At 63.0% G+C, this 16659-nt stretch carries 18 protein-coding genes; 13 read left to right on the top strand and 5 right to left on the bottom strand.

Translation table 11 applies throughout. From position 1 onward, the window contains the following. Positions 1-27 precede the first annotated feature (27 nt). Genes ACSQ8R_RS18735 through ACSQ8R_RS18720 form a run of 4 tightly spaced genes read left to right on the top strand, consistent with a single transcriptional unit; the run spans position 28 to position 3660 of the window. Positions 28-453, top strand: a complete 426-nt coding sequence (locus ACSQ8R_RS18735; RefSeq protein WP_046631594.1) for an organic hydroperoxide resistance protein — start codon at positions 28-30, stop codon at positions 451-453. Continuing rightward, positions 453-1631 (top strand): thiolase family protein, encoded by a 1179-nt coding sequence (locus ACSQ8R_RS18730; protein ID WP_436254758.1) that lies wholly within the window; start codon positions 453-455, stop codon positions 1629-1631. The genes ACSQ8R_RS18735 and ACSQ8R_RS18730 overlap by 1 nt, the downstream gene beginning before the upstream one ends. Next, a complete protein-coding gene (locus tag ACSQ8R_RS18725) occupies positions 1628-2872 on the top strand; it encodes an SDR family NAD(P)-dependent oxidoreductase (RefSeq protein ID WP_436254757.1) in 1245 nt (414 codons plus the stop codon). The genes ACSQ8R_RS18730 and ACSQ8R_RS18725 overlap by 4 nt, the downstream gene beginning before the upstream one ends. Continuing rightward, complete coding sequence (locus ACSQ8R_RS18720; RefSeq protein WP_436254756.1) at positions 2869-3660, top strand: cyclase family protein; 792 nt, start codon at positions 2869-2871, stop codon at positions 3658-3660. The genes ACSQ8R_RS18725 and ACSQ8R_RS18720 overlap by 4 nt, the downstream gene beginning before the upstream one ends. Here the strand turns inward: ACSQ8R_RS18720 and ACSQ8R_RS18715 are convergent. Continuing rightward, entirely contained in the window at positions 3639-4181 is a 543-nt protein-coding gene (locus ACSQ8R_RS18715; RefSeq protein ID WP_436254755.1) for a winged helix DNA-binding protein, read from the bottom strand. The two genes, ACSQ8R_RS18720 and ACSQ8R_RS18715, sit on opposite strands and share 22 nt — an antisense overlap. A 98-nt stretch (positions 4182-4279) precedes the next feature. Between ACSQ8R_RS18715 and ACSQ8R_RS18710 the strand changes: the two genes are divergently transcribed. Continuing rightward, positions 4280-5086: an aspartate/glutamate racemase family protein gene (locus ACSQ8R_RS18710; RefSeq protein WP_436254754.1), complete on the top strand. Its 807-nt coding sequence runs from the start codon at positions 4280-4282 to the stop codon at positions 5084-5086. A gap of 5 nt (positions 5087-5091) precedes the next feature. Here the strand turns inward: ACSQ8R_RS18710 and ACSQ8R_RS18705 are convergent, their stop codons facing one another. Both ACSQ8R_RS18705 and ACSQ8R_RS18700 read right to left on the bottom strand, forming a co-directional pair. After that, positions 5092-6018: an NADP-dependent oxidoreductase gene (locus tag ACSQ8R_RS18705; protein ID WP_436254753.1), complete on the bottom strand. Its 927-nt coding sequence runs from the start codon at positions 6016-6018 to the stop codon at positions 5092-5094. A gap of 27 nt (positions 6019-6045) precedes the next feature. Continuing rightward, positions 6046-6801 carry an HpcH/HpaI aldolase family protein gene (locus ACSQ8R_RS18700; protein WP_436254752.1) on the bottom strand — a complete coding sequence of 252 codons (756 nt, stop codon included), beginning with the start codon at positions 6799-6801 and terminating at the stop codon, positions 6046-6048. 191 nt (positions 6802-6992) lie between these two features. On the opposite strand from ACSQ8R_RS18700, the gene ACSQ8R_RS18695 reads away from it, so the two are divergent. Genes ACSQ8R_RS18695 through ACSQ8R_RS18685 form a run of 3 tightly spaced genes read left to right on the top strand, consistent with a single transcriptional unit; the run spans position 6993 to position 9297 of the window. Then, complete coding sequence (locus ACSQ8R_RS18695) at positions 6993-7700, top strand: GntR family transcriptional regulator (RefSeq protein WP_436254751.1); 708 nt, start codon at positions 6993-6995, stop codon at positions 7698-7700. Further along, positions 7697-8791: an LLM class flavin-dependent oxidoreductase gene (locus ACSQ8R_RS18690; RefSeq protein WP_436254750.1), complete on the top strand. Its 1095-nt coding sequence runs from the start codon at positions 7697-7699 to the stop codon at positions 8789-8791. Before ACSQ8R_RS18695 ends, ACSQ8R_RS18690 begins: the two co-directional genes overlap by 4 nt. Further along, entirely contained in the window at positions 8788-9297 is a 510-nt protein-coding gene (locus ACSQ8R_RS18685; RefSeq protein WP_436254749.1) for a flavin reductase, read from the top strand. The genes ACSQ8R_RS18690 and ACSQ8R_RS18685 overlap by 4 nt, the downstream gene beginning before the upstream one ends. 144 nt (positions 9298-9441) lie before the next feature. Here ACSQ8R_RS18685 and ACSQ8R_RS18680 read toward each other — a convergent pair whose 3' ends face one another. Further along, positions 9442-10719: a cysteine desulfurase-like protein gene (locus ACSQ8R_RS18680; protein WP_436254748.1), complete on the bottom strand. Its 1278-nt coding sequence runs from the start codon at positions 10717-10719 to the stop codon at positions 9442-9444. A 247-nt stretch (positions 10720-10966) separates the two neighbouring features. On the opposite strand from ACSQ8R_RS18680, the gene ACSQ8R_RS18675 reads away from it, so the two are divergent. Then, positions 10967-11659, top strand: coding sequence for a GntR family transcriptional regulator (locus ACSQ8R_RS18675; RefSeq protein WP_113126889.1), 693 nt, complete (start codon positions 10967-10969; stop codon positions 11657-11659). A 38-nt stretch (positions 11660-11697) separates the two neighbouring features. Here ACSQ8R_RS18675 and ACSQ8R_RS18670 read toward each other — a convergent pair whose 3' ends face one another. After that, positions 11698-12516 carry a sugar phosphate isomerase/epimerase family protein gene (locus tag ACSQ8R_RS18670; RefSeq protein WP_436254747.1) on the bottom strand — a complete coding sequence of 273 codons (819 nt, stop codon included), beginning with the start codon at positions 12514-12516 and terminating at the stop codon, positions 11698-11700. A gap of 218 nt (positions 12517-12734) precedes the next feature. Here ACSQ8R_RS18670 and ACSQ8R_RS18665 point away from each other — a divergent pair, with 218 nt between their 5' ends. The 4 genes from ACSQ8R_RS18665 to ACSQ8R_RS18650 all read left to right on the top strand — a co-directional run bounded on the left by ACSQ8R_RS18665 (position 12735) and on the right by ACSQ8R_RS18650 (position 16655). Next, positions 12735-12893 carry a hypothetical protein gene (locus ACSQ8R_RS18665; RefSeq protein ID WP_436254746.1) on the top strand — a complete coding sequence of 53 codons (159 nt, stop codon included), beginning with the start codon at positions 12735-12737 and terminating at the stop codon, positions 12891-12893. A gap of 23 nt (positions 12894-12916) precedes the next feature. Further along, positions 12917-14554: an ABC transporter substrate-binding protein gene (locus ACSQ8R_RS18660; RefSeq protein ID WP_436254745.1), complete on the top strand. Its 1638-nt coding sequence runs from the start codon at positions 12917-12919 to the stop codon at positions 14552-14554. Positions 14555-14661: 107 nt separating this feature from the next. Continuing rightward, complete coding sequence (locus tag ACSQ8R_RS18655) at positions 14662-15675, top strand: ABC transporter ATP-binding protein (protein ID WP_436254744.1); 1014 nt, start codon at positions 14662-14664, stop codon at positions 15673-15675. Beyond that, the gene (locus ACSQ8R_RS18650) at positions 15672-16655 is read left to right on the top strand and encodes an ABC transporter ATP-binding protein (protein ID WP_436254743.1); all 984 of its coding nucleotides are present in this window, start codon (positions 15672-15674) and stop codon (positions 16653-16655) included. Before ACSQ8R_RS18655 ends, ACSQ8R_RS18650 begins: the two co-directional genes overlap by 4 nt. Positions 16656-16659: the final 4 nt, after the last annotated feature.

Genomic DNA, 16659 nt, shown 5'->3' with positions numbered 1-16659 from the left:
AGCTTAAATCATGATATGGAGGCATGCATGACCCCGGAAAAGATCCTCTACGAGACGTCCGTTACAGCGCACGGCGGTCGGGAAGGGAAAGCGCAGAGCACGGACGGCAGCTTTGCCGTCAATCTTTCGGTACCGAAGGGACTCGGTGGCCCGGGCGGCGAGGGAACCAACCCGGAGCAGCTTTTCGCAGCCGGTTATGCGGCCTGTTTTCTCGGCGCGGTGAAGCTGGTGGCGCGCACCAGCAAGATCGCGCTGCCCGACGACGTTTCGATTACCGCCAAGGTCGGCATCGGCCCGGTGCCGGTCGGTTACGCGCTGGCGGTCGAGCTTGTGGCGTCCTTGCCCGGCATCGAGCGTGCGGTCGCGGAAGAGATCGTTGCCGGCGCGCATGAGCGCTGCCCCTATTCCAATGCGACGCGCGGCAATGTCGACGTCAAGCTGACGGTGGCCTGATGGCCTTTTCCCGCGCGCGGAAATCCTATGACGGCGTGGTTCTGGCGGTACCGGTGACGGTACCCTACCAGCGCTATTCCATCGAGACCGCGCATTGGTGGATGGGCAAGGCGTTGAGGGCCCTGGCCGACGGCGCCGGCATCAGCCACCGGGATTTCGACGGCTTTTCGGTCGCAAGCTTCACCATGGGGCCGGATGTGGCCGTCGCTCTCACGCAGCATTTCGGGCTGTCGCCGCGCCATATCGATCACGTGCCGATGGGCGGGGCCGCGGGTATCGTCTCGCTCCGCCGGGCGGCACGGGCAGTGCAGGCGGGTGATGCGGATATCGTCGCCTGCGTGGCGGCCGACACCAACCGGGTCGATAGTTTCCGCAATCTGCTGGCCGGCTTCTCCCGGTTTTCGCAGGATGCCGTCTATCCCTATGGTGCCGGCGGCGCCAACGGCAGTTTCGCGCTGATTGCCCGCCACTACATGGATCGCTACGGCGCGACGCGCGAGGATTTCGGCAAGCTCTGCGTCGCCCAGCGCGACAACGCGCTGCGCAATCCCGATGCGCTGATGAAGAAGCCGCTGACGCTGGAGCAATACATGTCGGCGCGCGCGATCGCCGAGCCCTTCCATCTGTTCGATTGCGTCATGCCCTGCGCCGGTGCGGAAGCCTTTCTGGTGATGCGCGAGGAGACGGCCACTTCGCTGGGGCTTCCCTTCGTCCGGCTGCTGTCGGCCATCGAGCGGCACAATGCGTTTGCCGAGGATCCAGTGCAGGTGCGGGGCGGCTGGGTGGTCGATCGCGACGAGCTTTACGGCATGGCCGGTTGGGCGCCCGGCGATATGGATTTTGTTCAAACCTATGACGATTATGCGGTGATCTCGATGATGCAGTTCGAGGATCTGGGTTTCTGCGCCAAGGGCGAGGGGCCGGATTTCGTGCGCCAGCACACGTTCACGGTGGACGGATCCTTCCCGCACAACACCTCCGGCGGCCAGCTTTCGGTTGGTCAGGCGGGGGCGGCCGGCGGGCATCTCGGTATTACCGAGGCGATGCGGCAGCTTCTGGGGACGGCGGAGGGCCGACAGGTCAAGGATGCGAAGCTCGGGCTGGTTTCGGGTTTCGGCATGATCAACTACGACCGCGGGCTCGCTTCAGCGGCCGCTATCCTGGCGAGGGCGTCATGACCGAACCTCTCGCCAGGCCGAAACGCAAAAATCCGCTCGCCCGCACCACGCAGCCGCTGCTGCCGCCTCAAGCGCGCAGCCGCAAGGCGCATGGGTTGACGCTTGCGGCCGCGACCGGCCGCTTCATGCTGCAATGCTGCGGCGAATGCGGGCGCTATACATATCCGGCGCGCGAAGCCTGCCCGAACTGCCTTTCGTCGGATCTGACGTTCCAGGACGCGCCGACCGGTGGTTCGCTGCTGTCGGAAACCCGGATCGAGGTCACCAGCGATCCCTATTTCCGCGAACACATGCCCTGGCGCACCGGGCTGGTTCAACTCGATTGCGGACCGGTCGCCGTCGTGCATTTGCATGGCGATTGCGGCGGACCCGGTAGCCGGCTCAGGCTGTCCCTGCAGCTGGACCGGGCTGGACAGGCCGTGTTCTTCGCCAAACCCGTTTCGGAGGTGCCGCACATGGAAGACGATCCGCAATGGCGCGAGATGACCGCCGATCCGAAGCACCGCCGGGTTTTGATCACCGACGGGCGCGGCCCGCTTGCATTGCCGCTGGCGCAGGCTCTCAAGAAGGCGGGGGCGGCCAGGATCTTCGTCGGCGTGGCCGACCGCTGGAAGCCATTTGACCAGCAGGCGCCGCTGGAGGCGATCGAGGGGGTCGAACTCGTCGATCTGGACCTGACAAGCGAGCGTTCCGTGCAGGATCTGGCGATGGATATCGGCGCCAAGGTCGAGATCCTGATCAACACCGCCGATCATGTCCGGCCGGCGCATCTGTTCGATGCGGGTGCCGCCAATGCCGCGCGCGAGGCGATGGATCATACCGTGATGGGACTGATGCGCCTCGCCCAGGCTTTTGGTCCGGTAATGCGCTCGCGCGGCGCCGACGGCGCGACCGGCGCCGTTGCCTGGGTCAACGTGCTCTCGGTGCACGGCCTCAGCAATGCACCGCAATTCGGCGTCCATTCCGCGGCACATGCCGCCTGCCTGTCGTTGTCGCAATGGCTGCGCACCGAGCTTCGGCCGGGCGGCATCCGGGTTCTCAACGCCTTCGCCGGGCCGCTCGATACCGAATGGTTCCAGATGGTGCCGCCGCCGAAGGTGGCGCCCAAGGCTCTGGCCGACGCCGTTCTCGACGGATTGAAGCGCGGTCTGGAAGATATTTATGTCGGTGATGTCGCCAAGGATATCGAGGCGCGGCTGTTCGACAATCCGAAAGCCGTCGAGCGGGAGGCCGGCCAATGAGCGACGATATTCTGGGCAAATTCGCCGGAGCCTTGGCGAGCGGTGCGGTCCGCGTCGTCGATCTTACCCACACGCTGTCGCCGGATTTCCCGGTCATCGTCATGCCGCCGGAACTGGGGCAATCCGCGCCATTCCGCATCGAGAGGATTTCCCGCTACGATGGCGGCGGCCCCGCGTGGTACTGGAACAACCTCTCGTTCGGCGAGCACACGGGCACCCATTTCGATGCGCCGATCCACTGGTATACGGGCCGCGACCTGCCGCTCAATTCCGTCGATACGCTGCCGCCGGCCGACATGATCGCGCCGGCCTGCGTGATCGATTGTTCGCAACAGGCAAGCGAAGATGCGGATTTCCTGCTGACCGTTTCGGATGTCGTCAAATGGGAAGAACAGCACGGCCGCATCCCGGCGCGCTCTTGGGTCCTGCTCCGAACCGACTGGTCGAAGAAGTCAGGCGTCGCCTATGCAAACCTGCTTGCCGACGGCGCCCATACGCCCGGGCCGGATGCGGAAGTCATGTGCTGGCTGGTCGCGGAACGGGACATTATCGGTTTCGGGACGGAAACGATCGGTACGGATGCCGGGCAGGCGGGGCATTTCTCGCCGCCCTATCCGGCGCATCACTACCTTCATGGCGCTGGCCGCTACGGGCTGCAATGCCTCATCAATCTTGACCAATTGCCCCCGAAGGGTGCGATGATCTTTGCGGCGCCGCTGAAGATCCAGAACGGCTCGGGAAGTCCGTTGCGCGTGCTCGCGCTCGTTCAGGAGCGCTCGACCGGATGAGACCCGCTCGCCACGCGCCGGGCGGCCGTGTCGTAGAAGCTTGTCAGCAGCTCCAGCATCTCCGTCGCGTCGCCAAGCCCCTGTTCCGCATGGTCCATCTTCTGGATCAGCGAAATCAGCAGGTGCCGGCGCAGTGCCCGGTAGTCCTGGGTGAGCTTGGTCCCCTTGCGGGTCGGGGTGTAGAGCGTGTCCTTGCGCGAGCGGCCCTTGACACGTTCGATCAGCTGCAGGGTCTGCAGCTTCTTGATGGCGTATTGAATGTTGGCGGTGTCGTCGCGGCCGAGCAGGCGGGAGATTTCGCCAAGTCCCTTTGGCTTGTTACGGTAGCGGATCGTGTGCAGGATGGCGGTATCGAGGCCGCTCAGGCCGGCGCCGGCGAGTTCGCTCGAGCTTTCCGACTGCCAGCGCAGGAAGGCCGCGGAAATCCGCCAGAGCGACCATTCGAACTCCGTCAGCGCGGCTTCCGACATCTCGACCGCCGTATCGCTCAGCGGGTTGTCGGGCGTGGTCGGCGAAGTCATACGGCTCTCCGGTTGGTTTCTGCAATCGGAGTAAAGCTTTAAAATGGGGTTTTGACGAGCGCAAAATCGCACGCTCAAACGAACGAAACGAGGGGAACATGCGCATTTTCTGGCAAAGTTTCATCGATGCCACTTCAAGTGCCGCCTATATGAAGCGGCTCTCCAGCTATCTGAACAAGATCGCCGAGCCGGGCACCACAGTGGATGTTTTCGGCATCAGCCCGCCGGACCGGCATTTCGGGCGGCTGGCGGAATTCCGCTGCGCGGCGATCGCGATCGACAACGGGCTGGAAGCGGCAAGCCGCGGTTACGACGCGGTCGTCATCGGCCATTTCCAGGACCCCGGCCTTTATGAGCTCAAGTCGGCGCTGACCATTCCGGTGATCGGTACCGGCGAGGTCTGCATGCACTATGCGGCGCGGCTCGGGCGGCGCATGGCGCTCGTCACCCTCGACGACGTCTTCCAGGCCTGGCACTACGAGCAGGCCGATCTCTATGGCCTTGGTGGCCGCGTGAAGCACGTGGTCGGCATGAATTGCGAACCTTCGGATTTCAGCGCCGCCTTTGCGGGCGATGACGAGGCGCGGTGGCGGATGCTTGCCGGTTTCACCGCCTGCGCCGAGCCGCTGGTGCGCGATGGCGCCGATGTCGTGGTGCCGGCAGGCGTACTGCCGGGCCTGCTGGTCGGCGGGGAATACGGGTTCAAGGTGCTGCATGCGCCGGTCGTCAACACGGCGGCGGTGGCGCTGAAGAGCGCAGAGATGGACGTGCGTCTGCAGAAGATCAACGGCATCGAAGTGAGCCGCGGGCCGTTCTGCGCACTCGCCAACGAGCACGCGATCGAGGACTTTCGGACGTTCGTCGCCAAGGGCCGTCAGGCGCCGCTGTTTCCAAGCGGCACCTGAAAACGTCACATCGTCAGCATCAGGCGCCCACGCGAGATGGCGCCTTTTTCCATTAGTCGGTGAGCTTCGGCCGCCGCCGACAGGGGCATGGTGCGGGCGATCTGGGGCTTGAGTAGGCCCGCGCCGGCGAGATCCATTATCGATTGGAGCGCCGACTTGTCGTCGGTGATCATCGCGCGCGTAACCTTGACGCCGAATTCCTCGCCGCGATCCCGGATCGGATCGGCGACCAGCCAGACCATGTGGCCGCCCTTTTTCAAGACCTTGTAGGACTTGTCGTGGACTTCGCCGCCCATCAGTTCGAAGACGATATCCTGATCGCTAAGGAGTTCGGAAAAATCCTCCTCGTCATAGGCGATGACGCGGTCGGCACCGAGGCCGAGCACATAGTCACGATTGGTCGAGCGGCAGGTGGCGGTCACGTGGGCTCCGAGGTGGTGGCAGAGCTGGACCAGCAATCCGCCGACCGCACCGGAACCGGAATGGACGAGAACCTTGTCGCCGGATTTGACTTCGGCAGTCTGCACCGCAATCCAGGTGCTGAGGCCGGCATTGGTCAGCGCCACGGCCTCAACGGTGGAGAGGCTGTCCGGAATCTTGACAGCATGCTTTTCATCGACGGCGATCATTTCCGCATAACCGCCTTGGGCGAAGGCGCCGGCCATGACCGCGGCCCGGTCTCCCACCTTGAATTCCTTGACGTCGTCGCCGACCGCGATCACCGTGCCGCCGCCGTCGCGGCCGGGCACGCTCGGCATCGGCAGGGTGAAATGGCTTTGCAAATGACCGGCGCGGAGCTTCCAGTCGAAAGGCGTGACGCTGGCGGCCTCAAGTTTCACCAGGATCTGGCCGGGTCCGGCAACCGGATCGGGCAGATCGACATAGTGCATCACATCGGCCGGGCCGTGCTCGTTGTATTGGATGGCCTTCACGTCTTCACTCCCGGAAAATTGTTGCGGCTACGCGGAGCGCGCCGCGGTGACGTCGGCAGCGATGCCGGCGCCGAGGAACCTCGTATCGCTTGAAAGCAGATAGAAGCTGATGCCGGCCTGCGACCATTTGCCGACGTCATCGGGAGAAGGGCGGAAGATGCCGACGGCCTTGCCCGCCTTGCGGGCCGCGTCGGTGATCTTGCGAATGGCTGCGTCGAGCTTCCCGGCTCCGTCCGGCCCCATCGCGTTGATCGAGACGGATAGATCGCCCGGGCCGATGAAGATTACGTCGATACCCTCGACGGCGACGATCTCCTCGACATTGGCGAGCCCTTCGGCGGTCTCGATCTGGATTGCGAGGACGAGGCTTTCATTGGCAGATTGCAGGTAGTCGGGAATGCGGTAACCGTAACCCGCGGCGCGTCCCGGTCCGACGCCGCGTTCGCCGACCGGCGGATAACGGGTCGCCAAAACGGCCGCCTTGGCCTGGGCGGCGGTCGAGACCCGTGGCACCAGTACGCCGGCAGCTCCGGCATCCAGCGCGCCGGCGATCGATTCCGGGGCATGGCCCGGGACGCGCACCATGGCGGGTACGCGATGCACGTCCGCGGCACGAACGAGGTTTTCGATGAGTTCGCGGCCGATCTGGGCATGTTCGGCGTCAATGCAGATGAAATCGAGACCGGCTGCGGCGGTCACTTCGATGGCGACGGGATGAGGGATCGCCGCGAAGGTGCCGATGACGCGTTCATGACCGATACATTTTTTGCGGAAGTCGCTCATCGGGATGCCTTGGAAATATACTGATACGTTTCGAACGCGCGCCTAACTAAAGTTTAAGCCTAAAATTCCTGGAGCCGCAAGCCAATTAAACAGTATACTGAAATTGAAGCATTTTTTGCGATTATGAGATTTCCAGCGGAATTTTGTTGAAAATAGAAGAAATCTGTATACGGTTTAGGCAGGAGATTTCCATGTTGAAGCCGAACGACAATCTAGTGGATGCGATTTATGCCGATCTGCGGCTTAAGCTGCAGCGGAGTGCCGTTTCGCCGACCGATCGCCTGGTGGATACCGAGATCGCCAATGCCCACGGCATCTCCCGCATGCCGGCGCGCGAGGCGCTGCTTCGGCTGGTTTCGGAAGGGTATCTGGTCGGCACGACGCGCGGTTTCGCGGTGCGGGAATTGTCACTGGAGGACATTTCCGGGCTTTTCGAAGTGCGCCGGCAGCTCGAGCCGCGGGCTGCGGCCTGTGCCGCCCGCGACATGACGCCCGAGATCGAGGCGGAAATTACTGCGGCGATGAACCGGGTGGAGTTGGCGCTGAACCAAAGCGACATTCCGGCGCTGCTGGCGGCCAATGTGGATTTCCGCAATGCCTGGCTGAAGGCGGTCAACAATCCGCACATGGCGGCGACGATTTCCCGCTTCATCGATTATTTCCAGTCCGTGCGGCTCGGCACGTTCGCCGATCCGGATACCGCCTGCCAGTATATCGATGGCCTTTCCCGCATTCACGCGGCCTTCCTGGCGCACGATCCGCTGATGGTGCAGGACCGGATGACGCTTTTCATGTTCGCGGCGGAGGAGGCCTATCTTTCCGTGCGGCGGCGCCAGTTGGAAGAGGCGGAGGCGCAGCGTCCCGCCCGCAGAAGAATACAAAAGAGAGGAACAGCATGATCAAGCCGCATCCGCTGAAAGGCCCCAGCAAACTGAAACTCGGGGTGTTTTCCCCGAATGCAGACGGGGGGCTTGCGATTACCGACGTGCCGGAACGCTGGCAGGCGCGCTGGGAGGACAATCTCAACGCGGTGCAGATCGCCGATCGGGGCGGGCTGGATTTCTTACTGCCGATCGCGCGGTGGAAGGGGTTCGGCGGCAAGAACCGGGTGCGCGAATGGTCGTTCGAGACGTTCACCTGGGCGGCCGGCCTTGCCTCGGTCACCGAGCGGATCGGCCTTTTCATGACCGTGCATGTGCCGCTCGTGCACCCGCTCTATGCGGCGAAGGCGCTGGCGACCGTCGATCATATCAGCAGCGGTCGGGCTGGCCTCAACATCGTCTGCGGCTGGAACCCGAAGGAATTCGGTATGTTCGGAGTACCGCTGGTGGAGAAGGGGTACGACCAGGCCGACGAATGGCTGGAGATCATGGAGCGGGCCTATACGTCCGATGCGCCGTTCGACTATGACGGCACCTATTACAAGCTAAAGGACGTCGTCAGCCGGCCGGCGAGCCTGCAGTCGCCGCGACCGGTCACCATGAACGCTGCCTTCGGCGGGCCGGGCCGGGATTTCGCGGCGAAGAACTGCGACTATCTGTTCACCACCTTCACCGAGATTTCCGAAGCCGGAAAACATGTGGAAGATATCAGGAGCCGGGCGGACCAACTCGGCCGCGATGTCGGCGCCTATACGGTGTGCCACGTCGTCTGCCGGGAAACGCAGCAGGAGGCGGAGGACTATTACGAGCGTTATGCGGTGACGATGGCGGATCACGCGGCAGTCGATGCGCATATGGCCGGCAAGAAGGAATTTACCCAATCGCATGACAAAAGCGCCTACGATCTCTATCGCAAGCGGTTTGCGGGCGGCGCGGGCGGTTATCCGCTGGTCGGCACGCCGGAAAGGATCGTCGAAGACATGATCGCCATATCCGAACAGGGGTATTCCGGTATTGCCATGTCCTTCGTGAACTACACCTATGAGCTGCCTTTCTTCTGTGATCGTGTCATGCCTTTGTTGAGGAAAGCGGGACTGAGGGTGGAATGACGGTGGATATGCTGAGCGACGAAGTGGAAGCGACGCGACTGGCCTTCCGGGAAGGCATGGCGCGGCTGGCGGCGGCGGTGAATATCGTCACGACAGACGGACCGGGCGGGCTTGCGGGGTTTACGGCTTCGGCCGTGTGCAGCGTGACGGACCGGCCGCCGACGCTCATCGTCTGCCTCAACCGGTCGAGCTCGGTTGCCGGCATGTTCGAGAAGAACCGGGTGCTCTGCGTCAATACGCTCAATGCCAGCCACGAAGCGATGTCGAAGCTGTTTGGCGGCTCGACGCCGCAGGACGACCGGTTCGCGGTGGGCGACTGGGTGCTTGGCGCAACGGGATCGCCAAGGCTGACCGATGCGATCGTCTCGTTCGATTGCGAAGTGGAAAATGCGGTGGCGAGCGGCACGCATCACGTGCTGTTCTGCCGGGTCATCGGGATTGCCCATGGCCCGGCGGATGAAGAGGCGCTCGTCTATTTCCGGCGCCGCTATCACCATCTCAAGTGAGCCGGCTTGATAGCCGAGCTTCATTGTTCGCTCGTCATGCTCGGCCTTGTGCCGAGCATCTGCAAACGTTGATGCCGGCAGATGCTCGGGACAGGCCCGAGCATGGCCTCGAGAAACCAACTGGCCTCCGGCGGGGCTTCTCGTCTATTTGGCCTTGGCGATGATCTCGCCGAGCACCGTGTCGAAGCGGTCGATCTCTTCCGCCTTGTTGTAGTGGACCATGGAGACCCGCATGCAGCCGGTTTCCATGGTGAGCCCGAGACGCTTCATCAGGCGGGGCGCGAACATGTGTCCGTCGCGGCTGCCGATGCCGTTCTCGCCGAGTTGGGCCGAGAGATATTGCGGGGTCAGGCCCGGAATGCTGAAGCAGATCGTCGGAACGCGCTTTTCCACCTGGGCTTCGTCCGAAACGCCGTAGATGGTCGCGCCGTGTTTCTTCAGCACCGACAGCATCTTCTTCGACAGCGTCTGCTCATAGGCGCGGATGGCGCCCATGGCGGCGGCAAGCGCATCGCGGCGCGAATGCTCGCCTTCGGGAAGGAACCTACGGCCGAGGTCTTCGAGGTAAAGCACGGCGGCATTCATGCCGGCGACGTTCTCGTAGGTGAAGGTGCCGACCTCGATCTTGTAGGGCGGTACGTCGGGAATGAAGTCTTCCTTGAAGGTGGGAAGCTTGACCAGCGCATCATAGCGGCCCCAGAGGAAGCCCATATGCGGTGAAAAATTCTTGTAGCCGGAGCAGACGAGGTAGTCGCAACCCCAGGCCTGGACGTCGATCAGCGCGTGCGGGCCGTAATGCACGCAGTCGAGGAAGACCTCGGCGCCAGCCGCGTGCGCCAGCTTGCCGACGGTCGCGACATCGACGATCGTGCCGATCGAATGGGCGGTGACGGTGCATGCGACGAGGCGGGTCCTGTCGTTCAGGAGCGGCTTCAGGTCGTCGGTATGCAACGTTCCGTCTTCGCGCATCTTCCACCAGACGATCCTGGCGCCGTCGGCTTCCAGCGCCGTCCAGGTGGCGATGTTGGCGTCGTGGTCCATGTCGGTGACGATGATCTCGTTGCGCTGCTGCAGCATCTTGGCGATGCCGAGGCTGACGAGGCGGATGAAGGACGTGGCGTTGAGGCCGAAGGAGATTTCCTCCGGACGATAGGCATTGACCAACAGGCCAACCGAAACGCGCGCTTCGGCAATCGTGCGGTCGACGCCCTGGCTGTGCAGATAGGGCGCCATGCGCTGCACGTTGCAATCGACGAGATGGGCCGCGACCGCATCGACGACGGCCTGGGGCACCTGGGAGCCGCCGGCGTTTTCGAAGAAGATGAAGTCCTTGTATTTCTGGAGGGCTGGAAATTTCAGCCGGAGTTCATCGACCGGAAAAGCCTTGGCGAGATTGTCGCCTGCCGTCACATGCGTGTTCATGGATTTCTCCCAGATGTCGTGGATTGATGAGGAGGGATGCAGGTGACAACGAGCCTCCCCGTGTTTATGTTTGGCATATTCGCCAAATGAGCATTTGATCAAACTTTCAAATGTTCTATTGTGCGGTCGGCATTTGATCAAGGGGAATTGCGTCGTGAGCAGTGGATGACCCGACGCGAGGAGACTTGAAGAGCGCGGCCCGTTATGCGAGGCCTGGTTGTGATTTGAACGGGATCTGAGGGCAAGGATGGCGGATAGCGGGCTTTTGAAGGTCACGTCGCGCGTGACCGTTCAGGATACGGTCTACGAACAGCTGCGCCGGGCGCTGATGTGGGGTTCGTTTGCCCCATCGCAGGCGATCACAATTTCGTCGCTGGCAACCGAGTTCGGCACCAGCCATATGCCGGTGCGCGAGGCGCTGAGAAGGCTTGCGGCGGAGAACGGGCTGGAGATCGGCCATAATGGGTCGGCGCGGGTACCGGCGGTTTCCCGCGAGCGGCTCGACGATCTCTGCCAGGCGCGTGTCGCGCTCGAAGGCCTGGCGACGGAACTCGCGGCCAAGCATATGAGCGACGAGGATATCGACCGTTCGGAGGCGCTCGCCCGCGAGCACGAGGAAACCGGCAAGGCCGGCGACGTCTATGGCATGCTGCGCAAGAACCAGGAGTTCCATTTCGGCATCTACGAGGCGTCGCGTTCCGAGGTGCTGCCGCAGCATATCGAGATGCTCTGGCTGCGGTTCGGCCCCTATATGCGGATGCTGACCAACTATGTGGAAAAGGAATTCGACAAGGGCGTCACGCATCCCTTCTCGTCCTATCACTTCCGGATCGTCGCGGCGCTTCGCGAGCGCAACGGTGCGCTCGCGCGCGACATGATGGTCGGGGATATACTCGCCACACAGTCGCATTTGCGGGACATGTCCCCGGAACTGCGGTGACCCCGGCGCGGTACGCCGGGGCCTTCGTCCGAAAAGGCTTACTGGCCGAGGCCGAGCGAAGCGAGATATTCGACCGAAGCCGGGATCTTCGACTTGTCCTTGATCTCGACGATCAGGCGCGGATTGCTGGTGATATCGGCAAGTGCCTGGAAGACTGACGGCCAGAGGATATTGCCTTCCCCCAGCGCCCAGTGGCGGTCCGCGTAACCGTCGGCATCCTGCAGGTGCACGTGCTGCAGGCGGTTGCCGGCTGCCTTCACATAATAATCGACCGGCGGAGCGCCCGTCGAACCATGCGCATAGTGGGCATGGCCGGTATCGATCGACACGGCGACGGCCGGCGAATTGAAGCTGTCGGCGAGCGCCACGCGGATATGCTGGTCGATATCCTCGATGTTTTCCAGAACGATCACGGCGCCGATATCCTCGGCCTGCTTGACGGCATCGCGCATGGTCAGGTGCACGTATTCGAGGACGCGCTCGCCCTCGCCCCTGTTGTTGTCGAGATTGTTGTAGGACCAGGTCGTGTAGGGGCTGTGGGCGACCATCTGGGTCGCGCCGATCACGGCGCAGACGTCGAGGCCCTGCTTCAGGCGCTTGGCGACGACGGCACGGATGTCCGGATCCTGGGAGGCGATGGTGAAGCCCCAGAACGGACCGTGGATGCCGAGACGGCCTTCAAAACCATCCAGCAGCTTCAGGGCGCGCTCGGCGAGCGGCGTCCAGTCGCCGTTCAGAACATCAGCCGTGGTGAAATCCTGGAGTTCGAGATCGCGCTGCTTGTCGAAAAGCCAGTTGCGGTGAATTTCGAGCTCGCCAAGCGTCATGGCGGCGCCGATCACGGGAAGGGAGGACATGGAAAACTCCATTAAACAAGGAAATGTGGGGAGGGGAATGCGCCGGAAGAAGATCCTCGCACGGACCTCCATGTCAGAATTTTGTGTCGGCAATATTACATTTGTAACGCAGGATCATGAAGTTTGCATCCGTGTTCAATTTCATCGAATCGCCAAGATAGCGTCACGGAACTGATACACAGGCTGGCCAAATAGCCCCTGCAAATCAGGGGGTAGTCGTGAGCCGCAGCAATACGCTTTTCATCCTCGCGAACCGGGCCGAGCGGCTTCCCATGTTCTCAGCCCGCGCCGGTCGCTTGCTGCTGTCAGCTCAAGCTTTCCGAGCCTTCAGCCGTCACCGCTCCAGCCCGCAGGGGCTGATCGAACTCGTCCATTAACCCGAAGCCAAAGGACATATTCCATGGTCAACTTCACCCGCCGCAGCACGCTCGGCCTTGCCGGCGCCGCTGCCGGTTCGCTGATCCTGCCGCGCTTCTCGATCGCCCAGAGCGACAAGCGCGCCTCGATCACCATCGCCGTCCAGAAGATCACCAATAACAATACGCTCGACGTCTGGCACGAACAGTCGAATGTCGGCGAGCGCGTCTTCTTCCCGAACCTCTGGGAAGGTCTCATCCTGCGCAACTGGATGGGCAATCAGGGTCCGCTTCCCGGCCTCGCCACCGAATGGAAGCGCATCGACGACAAGACGCTGGAGCTGAAGCTGCGTCAGGGCGTCAAGTTCCACAACGGCGACGAGCTGACGGCCGACGACGTCGTGTTCTCGTTCTCCAGGGAACGCGTGTTCGGCAATACGGAACCGGCCGGCGGCAAGACGATTTTCGAATCCGAACACAAGCCGACCACCGTCAAGGAACTGCCGGCTACCGTCCCCGGCGTTGGCCGCCGCCTGTGGCCGGCCCTTGCCGGCGTCGAGGCCGTCGACAAGTACACCGTCCGTTTCCACAACGCGACGCCGGATGTCACGATGGAAGGTCGCCTCTATTCCGGCGGCAGCCAGATCACCAACCGCCGCGCCTGGGACGAAGCCAAGTCCTTTACGGAATGGGCCCGCAAGCCGGTTACGACCGGTCCCTACATGGTTGCCGAATACAAGCCGGACGTCTCGCTGACGCTCGTCGCCTTCGACCAGTACTGGGGTGGCCGCCCGCCGCTTGCCCAGATCCGCTTCGTCGAAGTTCCGGAAGTCGCTTCGCGCGTCAACGGCCTGCTTTCCGGCCAGTACGACTTCGCCTGCGATCTGCCGCCGGACCAGATCGCGACGATACGGGCCGCCAAGGGCTTTGAAGTCCAGAGCTCGACCATCTGGAACCACCGCGTTTCGGTCTTCAACACTCAGAACCCGATCCTCGCCAACCCGCTGATGCGCCGCGCGATGACGCATTCGATCGACCGCAAGGCGATCGTCGAGGCGCTCTGGGCCGGCCAGACGGTCATCCCGGCCGGTCTGCAGTTCGAATCCTTCAAGACCTCGGACATGTTCATCGAAGGCTGGGCCGCTCCTGAATTCAATCCGCAGCTTGCCAAGGACCTCCTCAAGCAGGCCGGCTACAAGGGTGACCCGATCCCGTACCGCCTGCTCAACAACTACTACACGAACCAGACGGCCAACGGCCAGATCATGGTCGAGATGTGGAAGCAGGTCGGCATCAACGTGCAGATCGAGATGAAGGAAAACTGGGGCCAGATCCATGATCCGGCAGGTGTCAAGGGCGTGCGCGACTGGTCGGCTTCCAATACGATCAACGACCCGATCACTCCGCTCGTCGTGCAGTTCGGCCCGAACGGCGAAGTCCAGCAGAAGAAGGACTGGACCAACGACGAAATGAACAAGCTTTCGCAGGTCATGGAAACTTCCACCGACCGTGCGCTGCGCAAGAAGGCAATCGCTCGCATGCTGGAAATCGCCGAGCGCGAGGACCCCGTCTATCAGGTCCTTCACCAGAACGCCGTGTTCACCGGCATGAAGTCGTCGCTGAAGTGGAAGGCCGCCCCGGCTTTCGCCATGGACTTCCGCTCGACCAACTGGGCGATCTGATCGGATCTTTTCCCCTGCTCCGGCGACCAAACGGCCGCCGGAGCATCTGTTTTGAAGAACGGCAATGTCTTCGCCCGGAAGCGGCGGGAGGCAGGAGTATGGCGGGAATGGATAAGGCATCGTCCAATCTGGTGGAACTGCGCGGCTTGAAGGTCGCCTTCGACGGCGTCCAGGTTCTGCACGGTATCGATCTCAATGTGGGCCGTGGCGAAGCGCTCGGTCTCGTGGGGGAATCGGGATGCGGAAAATCGGTGACGTGGCTTGCGGCCCTGGGACTGCTTCCCGGCAAGGCAAGCGTCACCGGGTCCGTGAAGCTTGAGGGAAGAGAACTCTCCGGCGGTCCGCGCGAGGCTTATGAACAGGTGCGCGGCGGCCGGATTGCGATGATCTTCCAGGATCCGTCGAGCTCGCTCAATCCCGTGCTCAGGATCGGCCGGCAGATCGTCGAGGCGCTGTCGCTGCATCGTGGCCTGCGGGGTGACCCCGCGAAAAGAGAGGCGTTGCGGCTGCTGGACATGGTCGGCATTCCCGATGCGCGCCGCCGTTTCGATCTCTATCCGCACGAATTCTCGGGCGGCCAGTGCCAGCGCCTGATGATCGCCATGGCGCTTGCCGGCGAGCCTGACCTCTTGATTGCCGACGAGCCGACCACGGCGCTCGATGCGACGATCCAGGCACAGATCCTCGACCTGATGATCCAGCTCAGGGCCGAGACCGGCATGGCGACGGTGTTCATCAGCCATGATCTCGGCGCCGTTTCCCAGGTCTGCGAGCGGGTCTGCGTCATGTATGCCGGCCGGATCGTCGAGGAAGGCACTGTTGCGCAGCTGTTTTCCGCGCCGCGCCATCCCTATACGCGCGGCCTTTTCGACGCGATCCCGCGGATTGACGGTCCCCGCCAGCGGCTCATTCCGATCCCTGGCACGGTTCCGAATCCGAAACACCTGCCCGAAGGCTGTGCCTTCCAGCCGCGCTGTTTTCGGGCGGTCGAGGCCTGCCGCGGCGAGCGCCCGCCGCTCGTGACGTCGGAAGATGGCCGGCAGCTCGCCTGCTTCCGGCCGGTTCCGGCCAACGAGCCCGCCGAGCCGAGAACCAGAGTGACCGAGGACATGCTGCAATGACCGCCCTTATCGAAGCGGATAATCTCGTTCGTATTTACCAGATCCGCCGCGGCGTGTTTGCAAAGGCGCATCCCGTGCGCGCCGTCGACGGCATTTCGCTGGCGCTGAAGCCCGGCGAAACGCTCGGCGTCGTCGGCGAGTCGGGCTCCGGCAAGTCTACCCTCGGGAGGATGCTGCTCGGTATCGACGCCGCACAGGGCGGTGAAGTGCGGTTCGAAGGCAAGCCGATGCCGCTGTTGAAGACGCCGGAATGGCGTGCGCTGCGGGCAAAGATGCAGTTCGTCTACCAGGATCCGCTGGCAGCGCTGGACCGGCGCGTGACGATCGCAAGGCAGATCGGCGAGCCGCTGGAGATCCATAACCTCATCCCGAAGCAGCATCAGCACGCCCGTGTCGCCGAGCTGATGGCGGCCGTCGGCCTGCGTCCGGATCAGGCCGGCCGTTATCCTCACGAACTGTCGGGTGGCCAGCGGCAGCGCGCCGTGATCGCCCGTGCACTTGCCGCCCGTCCCAAACTTCTCGTCTGCGACGAGCCGGTTTCGGCGCTCGACGTCTCCATCCAGGCGCAGGTCGTCAACATGCTGCGCGACCTGCAGGAAAAGAACGGCATCGCCATGGTGTTCATCAGCCATGACCTGAAGGTGGTGCGCAATATCGCCGACCGGGTGGCGGTCATGTATCTCGGCCGGATCGTCGAGGAAGCGTCCTCCGACGTGATTTTTCACTCGCCGCAGCATCCCTATACCAAGGCGCTGGTTTCGAGCGTGCCGGTGCCGGGCAAGATCCTCGAAGGACGTGTCATTCTTCAGGGCGAACCGCCGAACCCGGCCAATCGTCCGCTCGGCTGCGCCTTCCATCCCCGTTGCGCGCTGGCGCAGGATGTCTGCCGCACGGTCGTGCCGCCGCTCCGCCCGATCGGCAACGGGCGTACGGCCGCCTGCCATATCGTGGCCGGCGAAGCCGCCCCGATCGCGGCCTGAGAGG

This window comes from Neorhizobium sp. LjRoot104 (assembly GCF_964253725.1).
Lineage (GTDB): Bacteria > Pseudomonadota > Alphaproteobacteria > Rhizobiales > Rhizobiaceae > Neorhizobium.
Note: the sequence above shows the minus strand (reverse complement) of the source record. Positions and strands in the feature narration are given on the sequence as shown.

Bases quoted from the DNA above. Each gene is read 5' to 3' on its own strand.
- ACSQ8R_RS18735 (WP_046631594.1), top strand. From the start codon at position 28: ATGACCCCGGAAAAGATCCTCTACGAGACGTCCGTTACAGCGCACGGC.
- ACSQ8R_RS18730 (WP_436254758.1), top strand. From the start codon at position 453: ATGGCCTTTTCCCGCGCGCGGAAATCCTATGACGGCGTGGTTCTGGCG.
- ACSQ8R_RS18725 (WP_436254757.1), top strand. From the start codon at position 1,628: ATGACCGAACCTCTCGCCAGGCCGAAACGCAAAAATCCGCTCGCCCGC.
- ACSQ8R_RS18720 (WP_436254756.1), top strand. From the start codon at position 2,869: ATGAGCGACGATATTCTGGGCAAATTCGCCGGAGCCTTGGCGAGCGGT.
- ACSQ8R_RS18715 (WP_436254755.1), bottom strand. From the start codon at position 4,181: ATGACTTCGCCGACCACGCCCGACAACCCGCTGAGCGATACGGCGGTC.
- ACSQ8R_RS18710 (WP_436254754.1), top strand. From the start codon at position 4,280: ATGCGCATTTTCTGGCAAAGTTTCATCGATGCCACTTCAAGTGCCGCC.
- ACSQ8R_RS18700 (WP_436254752.1), bottom strand. From the start codon at position 6,801: ATGAGCGACTTCCGCAAAAAATGTATCGGTCATGAACGCGTCATCGGC.
- ACSQ8R_RS18695 (WP_436254751.1), top strand. From the start codon at position 6,993: ATGTTGAAGCCGAACGACAATCTAGTGGATGCGATTTATGCCGATCTG.
- ACSQ8R_RS18690 (WP_436254750.1), top strand. From the start codon at position 7,697: ATGATCAAGCCGCATCCGCTGAAAGGCCCCAGCAAACTGAAACTCGGG.
- ACSQ8R_RS18685 (WP_436254749.1), top strand. From the start codon at position 8,788: ATGACGGTGGATATGCTGAGCGACGAAGTGGAAGCGACGCGACTGGCC.
- ACSQ8R_RS18680 (WP_436254748.1), bottom strand. From the start codon at position 10,719: ATGAACACGCATGTGACGGCAGGCGACAATCTCGCCAAGGCTTTTCCG.
- ACSQ8R_RS18675 (WP_113126889.1), top strand. From the start codon at position 10,967: ATGGCGGATAGCGGGCTTTTGAAGGTCACGTCGCGCGTGACCGTTCAG.
- ACSQ8R_RS18670 (WP_436254747.1), bottom strand. From the start codon at position 12,516: ATGTCCTCCCTTCCCGTGATCGGCGCCGCCATGACGCTTGGCGAGCTC.
- ACSQ8R_RS18660 (WP_436254745.1), top strand. From the start codon at position 12,917: ATGGTCAACTTCACCCGCCGCAGCACGCTCGGCCTTGCCGGCGCCGCT.
- ACSQ8R_RS18655 (WP_436254744.1), top strand. From the start codon at position 14,662: ATGGATAAGGCATCGTCCAATCTGGTGGAACTGCGCGGCTTGAAGGTC.
- ACSQ8R_RS18650 (WP_436254743.1), top strand. From the start codon at position 15,672: ATGACCGCCCTTATCGAAGCGGATAATCTCGTTCGTATTTACCAGATC.